The following is a 16,994-nucleotide window of genomic DNA, read 5'->3' on the forward strand; positions in this document are numbered from 1 at the left end:
AAGCCGCGGGCCGCCCCTCCCATATGGAGGAGGGGTCTGGTGCGGGATGCCGCGCCGGCCTCGGCCCGGCGTGCGGCTTGCCTTCGACGGGGGCCGATGCCAAAGCCGCCAGGCAGGCCCTGAGGCCCGGGCGGAGCGCGAGCCGCCGCCACGATCGGATCGATGATGCAGGACTCCCTCGACCTTACGACCCTCATCTTCCTCGGGCTTGCGGTCTTCGTGATCTGGAAGCTGCGCGCGGTCCTCGGCCAGAAGACCGGCCACGAGCGGCCGCCGTTCAACCCCCTGGTGCGCCGGCGGGAGGAGCCGCCGCCCGCCGCCCGCGAGGACAACGTGGTGCGGCTGCCGGCCGGCGGGGACCGGACCGCGGCCGCCCCCGTCGCCACCGTGCCGCGCAACTGGAAGGGGGTGGTCGAGCCGAACTCGGCCGCGGCGCGGGGCCTCGACCTCGTGCTGCAGCAGGAGCCCGGCTTCGACCCCCGCGCCTTCACAGACGGGGCGAAGATCGCCTACGAGACCATCGTGATGGCCTTCGCCAAGGGCGACCGGCGCACGCTCAAGAGCCTGCTCTCGCGGGAGGTGGCCGAGGGCTTCGAGCGGGCGATCCAGGCCCGCGAGCGCGCCGGCCAGAGCGTCGAGACGACCTTCGTGTCGATCGACCGGGCCGAGATCGTCGGCGTCGACCTGCGCAACCGCGTCGCCCAGATCACCGTGCGCTACCTCTCGAAGCTGATCACCGCCACCCGCAACGCGCAGGGGGCGGTGGTCGACGGCAGCCCGGACACGGTCGTGGACGTGACCGACGTCTGGACCTTCGCCCGGACGCTGGGCAGCCGCGACCCCAACTGGCAGCTCGTCGCCACCGAAGCCGGGCAGTGAGGGCGGGGCGGGGCCTCTCGGCATGCCACCGCGACCGGCCCTGCCCGCCCTCCTCCCGGGCCTCGTCCTGGCGGCGTGTCTCGCCGCGCCCGGGGCGCGGGGGCAGGCTCTGCGCGTCGGCGAGGCCGTGCTCGAACCGGTGGCGCTCGCGAGCCTGCCGGGCTTCGGCGCCGACGATCTCGGGCAGGCGCTCGCCGCCTTCCGCGCCTCCTGCGCGCAGGAGAGCCGCGCCGTCCCGGCCGAGGGCGGGCCGGGGAGCCCGAGCCAGGACCTCGCGGCTTCCTGCGCGGCCGCGCCGCGGAGGCCGCCGCGGCGCGGGCCTTCTTCGAGAGCCGCTTCACCGCCTACCGCGTCACCCGGCCGGGCCGCGAGGATCCGGCCGAGCGGCGGGCGGGCTTCCTCACCGCCTATTTCGAGCCGGAATTGCCGGGCTCCCCGGTCCCGACCGCCGAGTTCCCCGTCCCGGCCCTCGCCCGGCCGGACGACCTCGTCTCCTTCGCGCCCGGCGAGACGGCGCCCGGCCTCGACCCGGCGCTGCGGGCCGCCCGGCGCCTCGACGGCGGCTACGGGCCCTATCCCGACCGGGCCGCGATCGCCGACGGGGCGCTCGGCGACCGGGCCCGCCCGCTCCTCTACCTGCGCGACGAAGTCGACCTCCTGCTGCTCCAGGTCCAGGGCTCGGGCCGGGTGCGCCTGCCGGACGGGCGCGCTCTGCGCCTCGCCTATGACGGGCGCAACGGCCAGCCCTACACCTCGGTCGCCCGGCTCCTCGTCGCGGAGGGGCACCTGCCCCTCGAAGGGCTGACCCTGGAGCGCTGGACCGGCTGGATGCGCGCGCATCCGGAGACGGCCCGGCGCCTGATCCGCCGCAACGCCGCCTACGTGTTCTTCCGCCTGGAGGAGGTGCCCCCGGACGCGCCGGGCCCCCGCGGCGGGGGCGGGGTGCCGCTCACGCCCGGGCGCAGCCTCGCCGTCGACGCCGCGCTCTGGCGCTACGGCCTGCCCTTCTGGCTCGAGGGGAGCCTGCCGCGGCCCGAGGGCGGGCGCGAGCCCCTCGGCCGGATGGTGATCGCCCAGGATACCGGCACCGCCATCGTCGGCCCCGCCCGCGGCGACCTCTATCTCGGCACCGGCGCGGAGGCGGGCCGCGCGGCGGGCCTGGTGCGGGAGGCGGTCGGCTTCGTCGTGCTGCTGCCGCGGCCCCCGGGCGGGGCGATGCCGGAGCCGGTCCGGTGACCGGCCCGCGACGCCCGCGCGAGCGGCGCCTCACCGCGGACGAGCGCCGGCTCTGGGCGGAGATCGCCCGGCAGGTCACGCCGCTCCAGGGCCGCGCGCTGCCGCCCGAGCCGCCGCCCCTCGCCGCGGCGCCCTCCCCTCCCCGCCCGCCGCCCCGGAGCCGCCGCCCCCGCGCCGCCGCGGCCCAGGCCCGCCCTGCCGCCCCTCGCGCCGATCGAGCGGCGGGTGCGAACCGCCCTGCGGCGCGGCGCGCGGCCGGTCGACGCGGTGATCGACCTGCACGGGCTGCGTCAGGGCGAGGCGCACGCGGCACTCGTCGCCTTCCTGCACCGCTGCCGCGGGGCGGGGCACAGCCTCGTCCTCGTGGTGACCGGCAAGGGAGCCCTCGGCGACGATCCCTTCGCGGAGCGCGGTGTCCTGCGGCGCAGCGTGCCCCATTGGCTGCGCCTGCCGGACCTGCGCGGCCTCGTCCTCGGCTTCGAGGAGGCGGCCCACCACCACGGCGGCAGCGGCGCGCTCTACGTGCGCCTGCGCCGCCGCGGCGCGCCCTGAGGCCGAATCCCCAGCCGAAGCGAGGCGAAACCGACCGATGTGAATGCGCCCGACGCGCCCCGCGCGCGTGATGGCGCCGCCAAGCCGGCCCCGCCGCCCTTTTCCCGGACAGGGTCTTGAGTCCAGCACCAGAAACCGCTACATAAAGGCACTCCCTCCTAAAAGTCAGGTCACGTCGCTCGCGAGCCACAGGCTCACCCATCGTGACCTTCCGGGACAACGGGCAAAGCTCCGCGGCCGGTCTTCCGGTCCAGGCACAAGCCCCGCTCGGGCCGCTCCGGCCGAGACGATCCTGAGATGACACCTCCCCGCACTGCTCTCACACCCCGATAGCCGATGATTGAAGACACCATCGCCCCCGTCGAGACCTTCACGCCCCCCATGCGGGAGGTGAAGCTCCAGGACCTGAAGTCGAAGACGCCGACCGAGCTGATCGCCTTCGCCGAAGAGGTCGAGGTCGAGAACGCCTCGACCATGCGCAAGCAGGAACTGATGTTCGCGATCCTGAAGCAGCTCGCTGCCAAGGACGTCGAGATCATCGGGGCCGGAACCGTCGAGGTGCTGCAGGACGGCTTCGGCTTCCTGCGCTCCTCGGATTCCAACTACCTGCCGGGGCCGGACGACATCTACGTGTCGCCGACCCAGATCCGCCGCTTCGGCCTGCGCACCGGCGACACCGTCGAGGGGCCGATCCGGGGTCCCAAGGACGGCGAGCGCTACTTCGCGCTCCTGAAGGTGAACACCATCAATTTCGAGAACCCGGACAAGATCAAGCACAAGGTCCATTTCGACAACCTGACGCCGCTGTTCCCGACCCAGCGCTTCAAGCTCGAGCTCAGCGAGCCCACCCGCAAGGACTTCTCGCCGCGGGTGATCGACATCGTCTCGCCGATCGGCAAGGGCCAGCGCGCGCTGATCGTGGCGCCGCCGCGCACCGGCAAGACGGTGCTGATGCAGAACATCGCCCAGTCGATCACCATCAACCACCCGGAATGCTACCTGATCGTGCTGCTCATCGACGAGCGGCCCGAGGAGGTCACCGACATGCAGCGCTCGGTGAAGGGCGAGGTGATCGCCTCCACCTTCGACGAGCCGGCGACCCGCCACGTGCAGGTGGCCGAGATGGTGATCGAGAAGGCCAAGCGCCTCGTCGAGCACGGCCGCGACGTGGTGATCCTGCTCGACTCGATCACCCGCCTGGGGCGGGCCTACAACACGGTGGTGCCGTCCTCCGGCAAGGTGCTCACCGGCGGCGTCGACGCCAACGCCCTGCAGCGGCCCAAGCGCTTCTTCGGCGCGGCCCGCAACATCGAGGAGGGCGGGTCCCTCAGCATCATCGCGACCGCGCTGATCGACACCGGCTCGCGCATGGACGAGGTGATCTTCGAGGAGTTCAAGGGCACCGGCAATTCCGAGATCATCCTCGACCGCAAGGTCGCGGACAAGCGCACCTTCCCGGCCATCGACATCACCCGCTCGGGCACCCGCAAGGAGGAGCTGCTGGTGCCGCCCGACACCCTCAAGAAGACCTACGTGCTCCGCCGCATCCTCAACCCGATGGGCGTGACCGACGCGATCGAGTTCCTGCTCGACAAGCTGCGGCAGACGAAGAGCAACCAGGACTTCTTCGACTCGATGAACACCTGATCGGGGCCGCCCCGGCCTCCGGTCGGGGAGCGGAGGCGAGCCGTCGGGCCGCCCGCGAGGCGGGCCGTCAGGCGGCCCGCGGCACGAAGATCGCGCCGGCTTGCTCCAGCATCGCCCCGACCTCGGCGGCGGGGCGGGGCCGGCTGATCAGGAATCCCTGCACCTCGGTGCAGCCCTCCGCCCGCAGCTTCTCGAGCTGGCGGTGCGTCTCCACGCCCTCGGCCGCCGTGGTCATTCCCGAGGGCGTGGCTGAGGCCCGTCACCGCCCGCACGATCGCGGCGGAATCCGCCTTGGTCTCCAGGTCCTGCACGAAGAAGCGGTCGATCTTGATCTTGTCGAACGGGAACCTGCGCAGGTAGCTCAGGCTCGAATAGCCGGTCCCGAAATCGTCCATCGAGATGCGCAGGCCGCTCTCGCGCAGGGCGTGCAGCGTCGCCAGGGTCTCGTCGGTGTCCTGGAGCAGGACCGTCTCGGTGATCTCCAGTTCCAGCCGCCCGGGCGGCAGGCCCGACGCCTCCAGCGCGGCGGCGGCGTCCCGCACGACGGCCCGCTCCCGGAACTGCAGGGCCGAGAGGTTCACCGCGACCTTGACGTCCGTCGGCCAGCCGGCGGCGTCCCGGCAGGCCGTCTCCAGCACCCACGCCCCGACCTCGCGGATGAGGCCGAGTTCCTCCAGGAGCGGCACGAACCCGTCGGGCGGCACGGGGCCGCGGTGCGGGTGCGTCCAGCGCAGCAGCGCCTCGAAGCCGCTCACCCGGTTCGTCCGCAGGTTCAGGAGCGGCTGGTAGTGGAGGTGGAACGCCCGCTCCCGCACGGCCTGGCGCAGGTCGATCTCCAGCGCGCGCCGCTCCTCCATCTGCGCGCCCATCGCGGGCTCGAAGAACCGGTAGGCGCCGCGCCCGTCGCCCTTGGCCCGGTACAGGGCCATGTCCGCGCACTTCATCAGCCGGTCGGGGGCGGTGCCGTCGGCCGGGGCCAGGGCGATGCCCACGCTGGTGTCGACCACCACGTGGTGGCCCATGAGCGCGTAGGGCCTGCCGACCTCGGCGATCAGCCGGCCGGCGAGGTCGCTCGCGCCTGCCGGCTGGTCCGGCCCCACCTGCACGATGGCGAATTCGTCGCCGCCGAGCCGCGCGACGAGGTCCTGGGGCCGGAGGCAGGACTGGATGCGCCCGGCCACGGCCTGCAGGAGCGCGTCGCCGACCGGGTGGCCGAGCGTGTCGTTGACGGCCTTGAAGTGGTCGAGGTCGAGGTAGAGCACCGCGATCGCGGCCTGCGCGCCGCGGCCGTCGAGGGCGGCGACCAGGGCGGCGGTGAAGCGGGCCCGGTTGGGAAGGCCGGTCAGCACGTCGTGGTAGGCCAGGAAGGCGATCCGCTCCTCGGCCCTGCGCCGTTCCGTGATGTCCTCGTGGGTCACCACGCAGCCGCCGTCCGGCAGGGGCTGGAGGCTGACCGCGATGGCGCGCCCGTCCGCGAGCTCGTCGATGCGGACGTGGGCCTGCCCGGTGCGGTGGGCGGCGAGCCATTCCGCCGCGTCCAGCTGGCCCGCCTTGAGCTGGCACCCGCGCGCGATCCGCGCCTTCAGGAGCGCCGTCAGGCTGGTTCCGGGCCGCACCTCGTCGGGGGCGTGGCCGTACATCGCGCGGTAGCGCTCGTTGGCGATGATGAGCCGCCCGCCGGCATCGAACATGCACAGGCCCTGCGACATGTTCGCGACCGCCGCGTCCAGGCGTTCGAACTGCAGCCGGATCTCGGCCTCCGAGGCCGCGAGCAGCTGCTGGCGGGCCTGCCGCACCTCGCGCAGCATCGTGTCGAAGGAGCGGGCGAGGATGCCGAACTCGTCCGCGCGGGCACCCAGGGCCGGGTCCACAGCGACGTCCATGCTCTCGGGCCGGACGTCGAGCACGCCCTGCGTCAGCCGCGCCAGCGGCCCGGTCACGGCAGCGGCGAGGCGAAGCGCCAGGACCGTGCTGGCCAGGATGGCGAACCCGGTGAGGGCCAGGATGATCAGCTTCGCCCGGTGCACGCTCGCGCCCGCCTCGGTGCGGGCGGCCTCGTTGCGGCTCCTCACCGCCCGGTCGATCCGGGCGATCAGGCCGTAGAAGTCCCGCTCCAGCGCTTCCAGCCGGCCGCGCCCCTCGGCGAGCCCGGCATCGAGCGCCAGCCTCCAGCCGTGGGAGGCGAGCGCCCCGTCCTCGCGCAGCAGGGACGCCTCGAGGGCGACGAAGGTCTGGCTCAGGGCGGCGAGGTCGGCCTCCTCCTGGCCGAGGACGCGGATCCGTCCCGCGATCTGCCGGAGGCTCACGCCGGCGCCGCGCAGCCCGGACTCGATCCGGCGCCGCTCGGCGGCCAGCCGCTCGGGATCGGTCTGGGCCAGCGCGGTCGCGGCGGCGTTGCGGATCTCGCTGCTGAGGCGGACCAGCCGGTAGACCGTCTGAAGCGTCGGGAAGGTGCCGGTCATCGTGGCCGTGAAGCGCTCGCCCAGGCTCTCGACCGTCGCCCGTCCCGTCTGGGCCTCGACCTTGGCCTCGTCCTCGCTGCGGGCCATCGCGATCTCGGCCAGGGCGGCCATGCGCACGAGCTTGGCGTCGATCTGCTGCTGCAGCGCGAGGGCCTCCCGCGCCCGCGCCTCGGTCGCCGCCAGGGTCTCCTCGCGGCGGCGGTGCGCGGCGATCAGGTCGAGCGACAGGCGCGTGAAATCCTGCGCGTTGCGGGTTCCGCGCGCGATCAGCTCCGGTTCCAGCCACTCGCGCCCGAGCGAACCGATGCGCCCGAGGCGCCGCCCCGCATCCTCGCCCATGGCGCGCAGGGTCGGGCCGCCGTCCGGCTCGCGCCGGCCGTGGCCGATCTCCGCCAGGAACGCGCCGCTCATGCGCTGCACCTCCTCGACCAGGGCGGTGCTCTCGGCGAGGAGCGGGGTGGCCACCTCCGAGAAGCGCGACACGCTGGCATCGACCCGGCCGAGGAAGAGCAGCCCCACCGCCCCGCAGCCGCCGCAGAGGGCCGCCATGGCGAGCAGGCTGACGAGAAGCTTGGTCCTGACGTTCATCTGCCGCCCCGGCGGTCCATCACAGCCTCTCGGGAAGGGACCTCAGTGGCTCGGCGCGCCGACGCGCCTGAAGACCTGGATGCGGAAGTTGCCGGTATCGGCCACGTAGACGAGGCCGGTGTCGCGGTCGACCAGAACCCCGTGAAGGTTGGAGAAGGCCCCGGGAGCCGAGCCCGGCACGCCCCACATCCCGAGGAAACGGCCGTCCGGGCCGAGCACCTGGACGCGGCTGTTGCCGATCTCGCTGACGTAGACGTTCCCGTCGCGGTCGAAGCCGAGGCCGGCTGGGGAGCGGAACTCGCCCGGCCCCGTGCCGGTCCGTCCCCAGACCGCGAGCAGCCGGCCCTCCGGGTCGAACACCTGGAGCCGGTCGTTGCGCAGGTCCGTGACGAAGAGGCGGCCGTCGGGCGAGACCTTGGCGGCCTCCGGGGAGTCGAACTCGCCCGGCCCCGCGCCCCGGCGGCCGAACGCGCGGACATGCGCGCCGTCGAGGTCGAAGACGCTGACGCGGTGCGTGCCGGCCTCCGGCACGAACAGCCGGCCGCCATGGATGTCCATGAACTCCGAGCGCATCGTCTGTCCCGCGCCGGCCCCGTAGCCGCCGAAGGTGACCAGCCAGCGGAAGGCCGGATCGTACTTCTTGATGAACCCCGACGCGTGATCGGCGACGAAGACGTTGCCGGCCTCGTCGACCGCGATGCCTTCCGGCCGTTCGAGATGGTGATCCTCGTCGCCCCTGCCGCCGAACCGGCCGAGGAATCGGCCGGTCGTCTTGTCGAAGGCCTGGACCCAGGCATGGGCGGCGTCGGTGGCCAGGATCCTGCCGTCCCGCGTGAGGGCGAGATCCTCGACATACTCGAATTGGCCCGCCTCCGTGCCGCGCGTGCCGATGCTCGCGATCGGCTCGAATTGCCAGGGGGTCCCGGACGACCGCGCGGGCCCGCCACCGCACGCGATCAGGGCGGCTGCGGCAAGCGTGCGGGCGAGGCGAGTCACGTTCATCGAGGGCGAACTCCGGCGTCGGTCGCGGCGGGGATGCGTGGATCACGCGGATCGTGGCAAGTTCAGCGTCGCGGACCGAGCGTCACTCCAGAACAATCGACGCCGAGAGCGGGCGTGGAGCGATGAGGCGGCACGAGAACGGCCAGCCTCGCTCTTGGAGGCGCTCATTCGTCTGGCCTGGAGCCGATCAATCCGCATTTCATTACAGCATCCGAACATATGCCGCAAGGGCACGCGGGTGCGAGGACAGTTCAGGCGCGTCACCCGCCGGTCCCGGATGCCTGACGGGGTGGGACGCCGGGCGGCCTCATCCCGCCTTGAGGAATTTCTCAACGCTGCCGCTGAGGTCGGCCGAGTGCTCCGCGAGATCGCCGGCGATCGCGCGGACCGACCCGGCCAGCTCCCCGGTCGAACTCGCGGCCGCCGAGACGCCCCCGATATTGCCCGACATCTCCTCGGTCGCGGCCGACTGCTCCTCGACGGCGCTCGCCATCGCCAGGGTGAGCTTCGACAGCTCGGCCACGGCCGTGGCGATGGTCTGGATCGCCTCGACGGCGTGGCCCGTCGAGGATTGGATGTCGGCGATCTGCCGGGTGATGTCGTCGGTCGCCTTGGCGGTCTGGCCGGCGAGCTCCTTCACCTCGCTCGCCACCACCGCGAAGCCGCGCCCGGCCGCCCCGGCGCGGGCCGCCTCGATCGTGGCGTTGAGCGCGAGCAGGTTGGTCTGGCTGGCGATCGACTTGATCATCCCCACCACCGCGTCGACCTTGCGGGCGTCCTCGGCCAGCTGGCGGACGGTGCTGTCGGTCGCCTCGGCCTGCTGGGCGATCTGCTGGGCGCGCTCGGAGACGCGGCCGACCTGGCCGGAGATCTCGCGGATCGAGTCGTTCATCTGCGACGAGGCGGTGGCCACCGAGCTCGCGCGGTCGCGGGCATTCTCGGCCGAGCGGCCGAGCCCCTCGGAGGTGTGCTGCATGCGCTCCACGGCGTCGCGCAGGGCGCCGACGACCCGCGCGACGTCGTCCGCCATGCGCGCCTGGGCGGTGATGATCGACCAGGTCAGCATCGGCCCCACATAGCTGCCGTCCGGGCCGTGGATCGCCGAGACGCGCAGCTCCAGCGTCTCCGGCCCCACCCGGATCTTGGTCCGGTACGGCAGGTGACGCGCGTCCTTCAGCATCTCGCGCTGATGGCGCGGGTTCTTGTGGAACACGTCGATCGAAGAGCCGATCATGTCCGCGATCTTCACCGGCAGGTACTGCTCGATGGCGCCGAGCGTGCGCCGGGAGGTCTGGTTGAGGTAGTTGATCCGGAACTCGTTCTTGGGATCGGCCGTCATGACCGCGACCGGCATGTCGTCGATCATGGTCATCAGGCGGCTGACCTCGTCCTTCTTGGCGGTGATGTCGGAACCCACCTTCAGGACCCGCTCGATCCGGCCGTCCGGCCCGAGCACCGGGTTGTAGCTCGCCTCCAGCCAGACGCGGTGGCCGGCCTTGTTGACCCGCTGGAACTCGCCGGAGTGGAACTCGCCGGCCTTCAGCCGCGCCCAGAACCCCGCATAGGCGGGGCTCCCCGCGTAGGCCGGCTCGCAGAAGATGCGGTGATGCTTGCCCCTGACCTCGTCCAGGCCGTAGCCGACCACCGACAGGAAGTTCGGGTTGGCGTCGAGGATGGTGCCGTCCAGGTCGAACTCGATGCTGGCGAGGGAGCGATTCAGGGCGTCGAGTCGGGCCTGGGCGGGGTTGTAGGTCTTCTGGCGGAACATGGTCGTATCCTTCGGGCCGTCCGCTCCGGGCGGACCGTCTCGCGCAGCCGTGGTGAGCCGGGGCCGGCCGGGCCGGTCCCCGACGGGCGGTCCGCGGGCCCGGCGCGGCGCGGCCCCGAAGCACGGGGTGCCCTGCCGGCGCAGGTCCGAGCCCGGGCTCGCCCGCCGCTCACCCTGCAGACGCTAGTGAGAAACCGTTAATTTCACCTTTCCGCGACCGGGATATACCTGTCTAGCAACGCACTCATGCGGATTAGACCTTGCGGTAGAGGTCTCGACCAATTTGACGGAATGCAACTTTTAGCAGCGTAAGGGTCTGGCCAATTGGCCGTCCGGGGGCTCGAGCAGCAGGGTCAGGAGCGGGTTGGGCAGCGGCGGGCCTGAACGATGGCGTGGACGCGCTCGATCACTCCGGGACGCCGCAGCGCGCCACGAGGAGACCCGCCGGGAACTCGTCCTGGACCACGGGTCGGCGGCACCAGGGCGACGCCCGCGCCCAACCGCGCGCAGCCGCAGCATGGCCATGGCGTCGACCTCGGCGCGGATGACCGGCGCGCGCCAGGACGTGGCCGAATACGGGACCCGCTTGATCATTCGGCGTCGCCACACAGTTCTTTTACAAAACAGAACGAAACCGCTCAATATTTGAATTTCCTGAACGCCGTGATCCGGCATACCTGAAGGGTCGTCCGCGCCCGGGATGACCCCGATGTTCCGGCTCCTCGCTTGGATCCTCGCCGCCGCGCCGCTGCTGCTGCTGGCGGCCGTCGGTCGCCTGCCGGCCTCCCTCGCCGGTCCCTGCCCCGCGCGCCTGCTCCGTCTCGCGCGCGACCTGATCCTGCACGAGGCCTGCGAGCGCGCCGTGCGGCGGGAAATGATGAGCCGGCTCCTGGGATCCGCTCCCGGCGGCGGCCCCGCCCAGCACGCAGCCCTCAGCGACCTCGTCGAGAAGCGGTGGATCCACCTCGTGCGGATCACGCCCGAGGGGCGCCTCAGCCGCTACCGGGGCGGCGGCCTCTGGGAGCCGGACGCCGCCGCAGTCAGCGGCGTCCCCGAATCGGACGCCGCCGCGGCCGGGGGCGCGATCGAGGAGGCCCTGTCGTGAGCGCCCCCCCGATGCCGGCCATCCAGATCCTGTGGCGGGACCCCGACGGGCCGCCCGGCGGCGAGACGCTCCTCGACCTCTTCGCCCGCCACGAGATCGTCGAGGCGGATCTCGACGAGGCGATCGACCTGATCCTCGCCGATCCGGCGGTCGAGCGGATCGCGATCGGGGGCGCCTACCGGCTCGACATCCGCGCCGCGGTCGCCGGGAGCGTGCTCGCCCGCGCCGTGTTGTCGCGGCCGGACGCGTCCCGGGATTCCAGGCGGCAGGCCCTCCTCATCGCGCTGCTGCTGCATCGTCCCGAGCGGCTGCGGCCGGGCGAGGGCGCGCCGCCCGCCTCGCGAACACGTGTTGTCTTGGACTGGGGTCGGGATTGACGCGTGAGGGAAGACGCGGCCTCAATCCCCGCGAGAGCGGGCCGAGCGACAAGGCCCGCCCGAGGAGGCGGCCGGATGGTGGGGTGCGCGGGGCCACGAGCGATGCGCGGGCGCGGAACCCGATGAGGAACGCGGACCTCCCCGGGCCCGGAAGCCCGGTGCCGCCCGACGAGGGGCAGGCCGCGGGACGGGCCGAGGGACGGGCGCTGCGCGAGCGCGTCCTCACCCTCCGGGCCGGGCTCGAGGAGGGGCTGATCGGCTGCAGCGGGCTCGTCGAGCGCCTGCTGATCGGGCTCCTCACCGGCGGCCACCTGCTGATCGAGGGGGCCCCCGGCCTCGCCAAGACCCGGGCGGTGAAGCGCCTCGCGGACGGGCTGCATACCGGCTTCGCGCGCGTGCAATGCACTCCGGACCTGATGCCGGCCGACCTCACCGGCACCACGGTGTGGCGGCCCGATGGCGGGCGCTTCGAGTTCCTGGCAGGCCCGCTCTTCCACTCCCTGGTGCTGGTCGACGAGATCAACCGCGCCCCGCCCAAGGTGCAGTCGGCGCTCCTCGAAGCCATGGCCGAGCACCAGGTGACGGTGGCCGGCACCACCCATCCCCTGCCCGATCCCTTCATGGTCGTGGCGACCCAGAACCCGATCGAGCACGCGGGCACCTACCCGCTGCCCGAGGCGCAGCTCGACCGCTTCCTGCTGCACGTCGTCGTCGAGATGCCGGACGAGGCCTCCGAGCGGCGCATCCTCGACTTGGTCGAGGGGGAGATGAGCGCGGAGGTGGCGCCGATGCCCCTGCGCCTCACCGCCGAGGACCTGCGCGCCGCCCGCGCCGCCGCCCTCCGGACCTACGTCTCCCCGGCCCTCAAGGACTACCTGGTGCGGCTCGTGGCCGGGACCCGTAGCGAGAGCGCGGCGCCCGACCTGCGCGCCGCGATCGAGCACCCGGTCTCCCCCCGCGGCACCCTCGCCCTGATGATCGCCGGCAAGGCGCGCGCCTACCTGCACGGCCGCGACCACGTGGTGCCGGAGGACGTGGCGGCGCTGGCCGCCGACGCCCTCTCGCACCGCCTCGCGCTGACCTGGCGCGCCGCCGCCGAGGGCCAGACCGCCCGCGCCCTGGTGGCCGGGCTGCTCGACCGGGTGCGGCCCCTCTGAGGCCTCCCGCCGTGGCCCGCCCCTCCCCGCCCGACGATCCCCTGGCGCAGCCCGGCGTCGCGGTCGACGCGGCCGCCCTGATGGGCCTTCGCCACCTCGCCCGCCGGGGCGGCGGCCTCGCCACGCGCAGCCTCGTCGGCCTGCCGGGCGGGATCGTGACCCGGCGCCGCGGTCGCGGCTCCGAGCCCGACGACGTGCGCCCCTACGCGGAGGGGGACGATGTCCGCCACATCGACCGCAACGCCACGGCGCGGACGGGCGTCCTGCACACGCGCACCCACCATGAGGAGCGCGACCGGGCGGTGGTGCTGCTGGCCGATTTCCGGCCCTCCATGCTGTTCGGCACGCGGCGGGCCCTGCGCTCCGTGGCGGCGGCGGAGGCGCTCGCCCTCCTGGGCTGGCGCATCGTGGAGGATGGCGGGCGGATCGGCCTCGTGGTCGCCTCGACGGAGGCGGAGCCGGTGGTCCTGCGCCCGACCGGCGGCGGGCGCGGCATGGGGGCGCTCGCCGGCGCCCTCGCCCGGGCGCACGCGCTGGCGCTCGCCGCGCCCCCGGCGCGGGACCCGCCCCTGCTCGCCACCCTCGCCCGCGCCCAGACCCTGCTGCCGGCGGGGGGACACCTCGTGATCGCGAGCTCCCTGGATGAACCCGGAGAGGGATTCGCGGCGGCCCTGACCGCGCTCGCCGAGCGGGTCTCGCTCAGCCTGATCCTGGTGAGCGACGCCTTCGAGCGCGCCCCGCCCCCCGGCCTCTACCCCTTCGCCACGCCGGACGGGCGCCGGGGCACCGCCGCGGCCGGGCGCGCCGCGCCGCCGCCCGACGACCGCCTCTCCCGCTGGGCGCGGGCCGGGCTCGAAGGCGTGCGGCTCGACAGCGAGGGCGGCCCGGAATCCTTCGCCCCGCTGATGGAGCGCCTCGATGCCGTGCTGTGACGACGGCGCCGCGCCGGCGCTGCGCGCGGCGCTCGCCGACCTGCGCGGCCTGCACGCGCCTCCCGACCCGGGCGGCCTCGACCTCGCCGTCCTGGCGGCGATCGCGCTCGGCCTCGCGCTCGCCGCCCTGGCGGTCGCGGCGCGGCGCTTGATGAGCCGGCAAAGCACCCCCGTGCGGCGCGCCGCTCTGGCCGACCTCGCCGCCGCGCGCGGCCTCGACCCGCCCGCGCGGCTCTTCGCGCAGGCGCGCCTCGTGGCACGCCTCGCCCGGGCGCTCGGAGCGGAGGACGGGGTGGGCGGGCGGTCGCCCGAGGACCGGGCCGTCGCCCTCGACCGCCTGTTGCGCACCGATTTCTTCACCGCGGGGCCCGGCCGGGCGCTGACCCGCGACCTCTACGCCCCCGCCGCGCCGGACCTCGACGCGGTCGATGCGGGGCTGACGCGGCTCCTTTCGCGGATCCGGGCCTGACCATGGCCTCCCTCCTCGGCGCCCTCCTGCCCGGCGGCTTCGACTTCGCGGCGCCCCTCGCCCTGCTCCTCCTGCCGCTGCCCCTCCTGGTCGCCCGCCTCGCGCCGCCGGAGCGGGCGGGCGGCGCGGGCGCGCTCCTGGTGCCGGACTCGATCATCGGCCGGATCGGCCGGGCCGAGGATCTGCGCGCGGCGGCCCGGCGGCGCCGGCTCCTCGCGGGACTTCTCTGGACCTGCCTCGTGGTCGCGCTCGCCGGGCCCCGGCTGGTGCTGCCGGCGACGGCCCTCCCGGCCTCGGGCCGCGAGATCATGCTGGCCCTCGACCTCTCGGGCAGCATGGAGCGGGTCGATTTCTCGATCGACGGGCGCAACGTCTCCCGCCTCGCGGCGGTCAAGCAGGTCGGGGCGGACTTCATCCGCCGCCGGGCCGGCGACCGGATCGGGCTCGTGATCTTCGCCGACCAGGCCGACGTGGCGGCCTCGCTCTCCTTCGACACCGCCGCGGTGGTGCACGCCCTGGAGGAGGCCCAGATCGGCCTCGTCGGCCGCTCGACCGGCATTGGCGACGGGCTCGGCCTCGCGCTCAAGCGCCTCGACGCCGCCACGGCGCGGGAGAAGGTGGTGATCCTGCTCTCGGACGGCGCCAACAATGCTGGCCAGACCACGCCGCACGACGTGGCGGGCCTCGCCCGCGACCTCGGCATCCGGGTCCACACCATCGCGCTCGGGCCGCGCGACCTCTCGGACGCGGACGGCGACCCCGACGTGGTCGATACCGAGGCCCTGCGGGACGTCTCGGCGACGAGCGGCGGGCGCTTCTTCCGCGTGCGCACCACCGACGACCTCGCGGCCGTGGCCGATGCCATCGACGAGGTCGAGGGCGGCCGCGCCAAGGCGCCGCCGGTGCCGCTGCGCCGCGACCTCTGGCCCTGGCCGGGCGGCCTCGCCCTCCTCACCGCCCTCTCGCTGCTGCTCGCGAGGCGCACGGCATGAGCGACGCCCTCACCCTCCTGCGCCCCTGGTGGCTCCTCGCCCTGCCGCTCCTCGGCCTCCTCGCGTGGCGCGCGGCGTTCCGGGCCGCCCCCCTGGGGGATTGGGTGCGGGCGATCGAGCCGCGCCTGCTCGCGGGCCTGACGGCGCGGGGCGCCGTCCTGCCCGGGCGGCGGCGGGCGGGCCAGGCCGCCCTCCTGGCCACCGCCGCCCTCCTCGCCCTCGCCCTCGCCGGCCCGGCCGTGCAGCGCGGCGACGCGGCGGGATTCCGCAACCTCGACGCCACGATCCTGGTGATGGACCTGTCCCGCTCCGTGGCCGAGGGCGGGCGGCTCGACGAGGTGCGGGGCGTCGCCCAGAGCCTCGCCGAGGCGGCCGGCACCCGGCAGGTCGCTCTCGTCGTCTACGCGGGCGACGCTTACCTGGCCGCGACGCCCACCACCGACCGGGAGGCCCTCGGCACTATCCTGTTCGCCCTCGACGGCGCCACGGTGCCGGACCGCGGCAGCCGCCCGGCCCGGGGCCTCGCGCTCGCCCGCCGCACCCTCGCGGAGATGGGCGCGGTCGGGGCGGACGTGGTGCTGGTCTCCGACGGGGGCGGCGTGGACGAGGCGGCCCGGCGCGAGGCGAGCGGCCTGTCGGGCGACGGCCACCGCCTGCACGCGCTGTTCGTGCCGACGCCGGCCCTGCCGCCGGAGGCGCCCCGGCCCGACCGGCCCGCCCTCGACCGCCTCGCCGCGGCGGGGGGTGGCGTCGCGGCCGACCTCGACGCGCCCGCCCCGGTCCTCGGCGCGGTCGGCGAGACCGCGGCCCGGCACCTCGCGGACGGGGGCCTCGCCGTGCTGGCCTGGCAGGATCTCGGGCGCTGGCTGCTCCTCGGGGCGCTGGCGCCCGCCCTGCTGCTGTTCCGGAGGGGGGCCTGATGGAGGCGGTCCTGCCCGCGATCCGGCCGCGCCGCCGCCCGCGCCCCGGGAGCGCGGCCCGCGCCCTGGCGGTCGCCGGGGCCCTCGCGGCGCTCGGCCTCCTCGCGGTGCCGCGGGCGAGCCTCGGGCGCGCGCTCCTCGCCGCCGGCCTGCCCGGCCTCGCCGTGCGGGTCGCCGACGATCCGGGCTGGCGCGGCACGGCGCTCTACGCGGCCGGACGCTACCGGGAGGCCGCGGAGGCCTTCGGGCAGGCGCGGGGCCGCGCCGCCGCCTACAATCGCGGCAACGCGCTCGCCATGGCGGGCGACCTCGACGGGGCGCTCAAGGCCTACGAGGCCCTGCTCGCGCGCGACCCCGGCAACGAGGATGCCCGCGCCAATCGCGACCTCGTCGCCCGCCTCCTCGACGAGCACCTCACCCTCGGCCAGCAGGCGGCGGGCGAGGCCAATGCCCGCGCCGACCAGACCACGCGCTACGACGCCAAGGCCACCAGCGACGAGAACGACCCGGGCAACGCCTCCTTCGGCGAGGGGCTGGCCGGCAACCGCGAGGCCTCGGCGGCGGCCGACGCGCCCGGCACCTCGAAGGCCTCGCGCACCGGCAAGGCCGAGCAGCGCGCCGTCGATCCCGGACGCGGGCGCGCGCGGGGATCGGCGAGCGACGCGGAGGGGGGCGGGCGCAGCGGCGCGGGCCTCGCCAGCGTCTCGCAGGTGGTCGAGCGGGAGGTCCGCCGCGTCTCGAAGAGCTTCGAGGCCAAGGAGATCCGCGCGGACCGGCACTGGCTCGCGACCATGACGGACGATCCGGGCCGCTTCCTCAAGCGCCGGCTCGAGGCCGAGCACCTGCGCCGCCAGGAGGCGGGCAGCGCCGTCCAGCCCGGGAGCAACCCGTGGTGAAAATGGTTAGCC

The 16,994-nt window shown here is 74.5% G+C and carries 13 protein-coding genes and 2 pseudogenes; 12 read left to right on the forward strand and 3 right to left on the reverse strand.

What is annotated here, in order from left to right; translation table 11 throughout:
* Positions 1-165 precede the first annotated feature (165 nt).
* From QA634_RS06970 to rho, 4 genes and pseudogenes are all read left to right on the forward strand, one after another.
* Entirely contained in the window at positions 166-879 is a 714-nt protein-coding gene (locus QA634_RS06970; protein WP_026190848.1) for a Tim44/TimA family putative adaptor protein, read from the forward strand.
* Between the two features lie 22 nt (positions 880-901).
* Positions 902-2,115: pseudogene (gene mltA, locus QA634_RS06975) on the forward strand (murein transglycosylase A).
* Positions 2,112-2,667: pseudogene (locus QA634_RS35780) on the forward strand (Smr/MutS family protein). The pseudogenes mltA and QA634_RS35780 overlap by 4 nt, the downstream one beginning before the upstream one ends.
* A gap of 336 nt (positions 2,668-3,003) precedes the next feature.
* Positions 3,004-4,314, forward strand: coding sequence for a transcription termination factor Rho (gene rho, locus QA634_RS06985; RefSeq protein WP_012331310.1), 1,311 nt, complete (start codon positions 3,004-3,006; stop codon positions 4,312-4,314).
* Here the strand turns inward: rho and QA634_RS06995 are convergent.
* From QA634_RS06995 to QA634_RS07005, 3 genes are all read right to left on the reverse strand, one after another.
* Positions 4,197-7,364 carry an EAL domain-containing protein gene (locus QA634_RS06995; protein ID WP_012331311.1) on the reverse strand — a complete coding sequence of 1,056 codons (3,168 nt, stop codon included), beginning with the start codon at positions 7,362-7,364 and terminating at the stop codon, positions 4,197-4,199. The two genes, rho and QA634_RS06995, sit on opposite strands and share 118 nt — an antisense overlap.
* 42 nt (positions 7,365-7,406) lie before the next feature.
* Positions 7,407-8,366 carry an NHL repeat-containing protein gene (locus tag QA634_RS07000; RefSeq protein ID WP_012331312.1) on the reverse strand — a complete coding sequence of 320 codons (960 nt, stop codon included), beginning with the start codon at positions 8,364-8,366 and terminating at the stop codon, positions 7,407-7,409.
* Between the two features lie 307 nt (positions 8,367-8,673).
* Entirely contained in the window at positions 8,674-10,134 is a 1,461-nt protein-coding gene (locus tag QA634_RS07005; protein WP_012331313.1) for a methyl-accepting chemotaxis protein, read from the reverse strand.
* Positions 10,135-10,843: 709 nt separating this feature from the next.
* Here QA634_RS07005 and QA634_RS07010 point away from each other — a divergent pair.
* From QA634_RS07010 to QA634_RS07045, 8 genes are all read left to right on the forward strand, one after another.
* On the forward strand, positions 10,844-11,239 hold the full coding sequence (locus QA634_RS07010) for a hypothetical protein (RefSeq protein WP_012331314.1): 396 nt from the start codon (positions 10,844-10,846) through the stop codon (positions 11,237-11,239).
* The gene (locus QA634_RS07015) at positions 11,236-11,616 is read left to right on the forward strand and encodes a hypothetical protein (RefSeq protein WP_018262208.1); all 381 of its coding nucleotides are present in this window, start codon (positions 11,236-11,238) and stop codon (positions 11,614-11,616) included. Before QA634_RS07010 ends, QA634_RS07015 begins: the two co-directional genes overlap by 4 nt.
* Positions 11,617-11,738: 122 nt before the next feature.
* Positions 11,739-12,773: an AAA family ATPase gene (locus QA634_RS07020; RefSeq protein WP_236728769.1), complete on the forward strand. Its 1,035-nt coding sequence runs from the start codon at positions 11,739-11,741 to the stop codon at positions 12,771-12,773.
* An 11-nt stretch (positions 12,774-12,784) separates the two neighbouring features.
* Positions 12,785-13,705, forward strand: coding sequence for a DUF58 domain-containing protein (locus QA634_RS07025; RefSeq protein ID WP_012331317.1), 921 nt, complete (start codon positions 12,785-12,787; stop codon positions 13,703-13,705).
* Positions 13,692-14,174 (forward strand): DUF4381 family protein, encoded by a 483-nt coding sequence (locus QA634_RS07030; protein WP_012331318.1) that lies wholly within the window; start codon positions 13,692-13,694, stop codon positions 14,172-14,174. The genes QA634_RS07025 and QA634_RS07030 overlap by 14 nt, the downstream gene beginning before the upstream one ends.
* 2 nt (positions 14,175-14,176) lie before the next feature.
* Positions 14,177-15,166 carry a VWA domain-containing protein gene (locus QA634_RS07035; RefSeq protein ID WP_012331319.1) on the forward strand — a complete coding sequence of 330 codons (990 nt, stop codon included), beginning with the start codon at positions 14,177-14,179 and terminating at the stop codon, positions 15,164-15,166.
* Positions 15,163-16,086, forward strand: coding sequence for a vWA domain-containing protein (locus QA634_RS07040; protein ID WP_012331320.1), 924 nt, complete (start codon positions 15,163-15,165; stop codon positions 16,084-16,086). Before QA634_RS07035 ends, QA634_RS07040 begins: the two co-directional genes overlap by 4 nt.
* Entirely contained in the window at positions 16,086-16,982 is an 897-nt protein-coding gene (locus tag QA634_RS07045; protein ID WP_012331321.1) for a tetratricopeptide repeat protein, read from the forward strand. Before QA634_RS07040 ends, QA634_RS07045 begins: the two co-directional genes overlap by 1 nt.
* Positions 16,983-16,994 lie beyond the last annotated feature (12 nt).

Origin of the sequence: Methylobacterium sp. CB376 (genome assembly GCF_029714205.1) — a bacterium.
Taxonomy (GTDB): Bacteria; Pseudomonadota; Alphaproteobacteria; order Rhizobiales; family Beijerinckiaceae; genus Methylobacterium.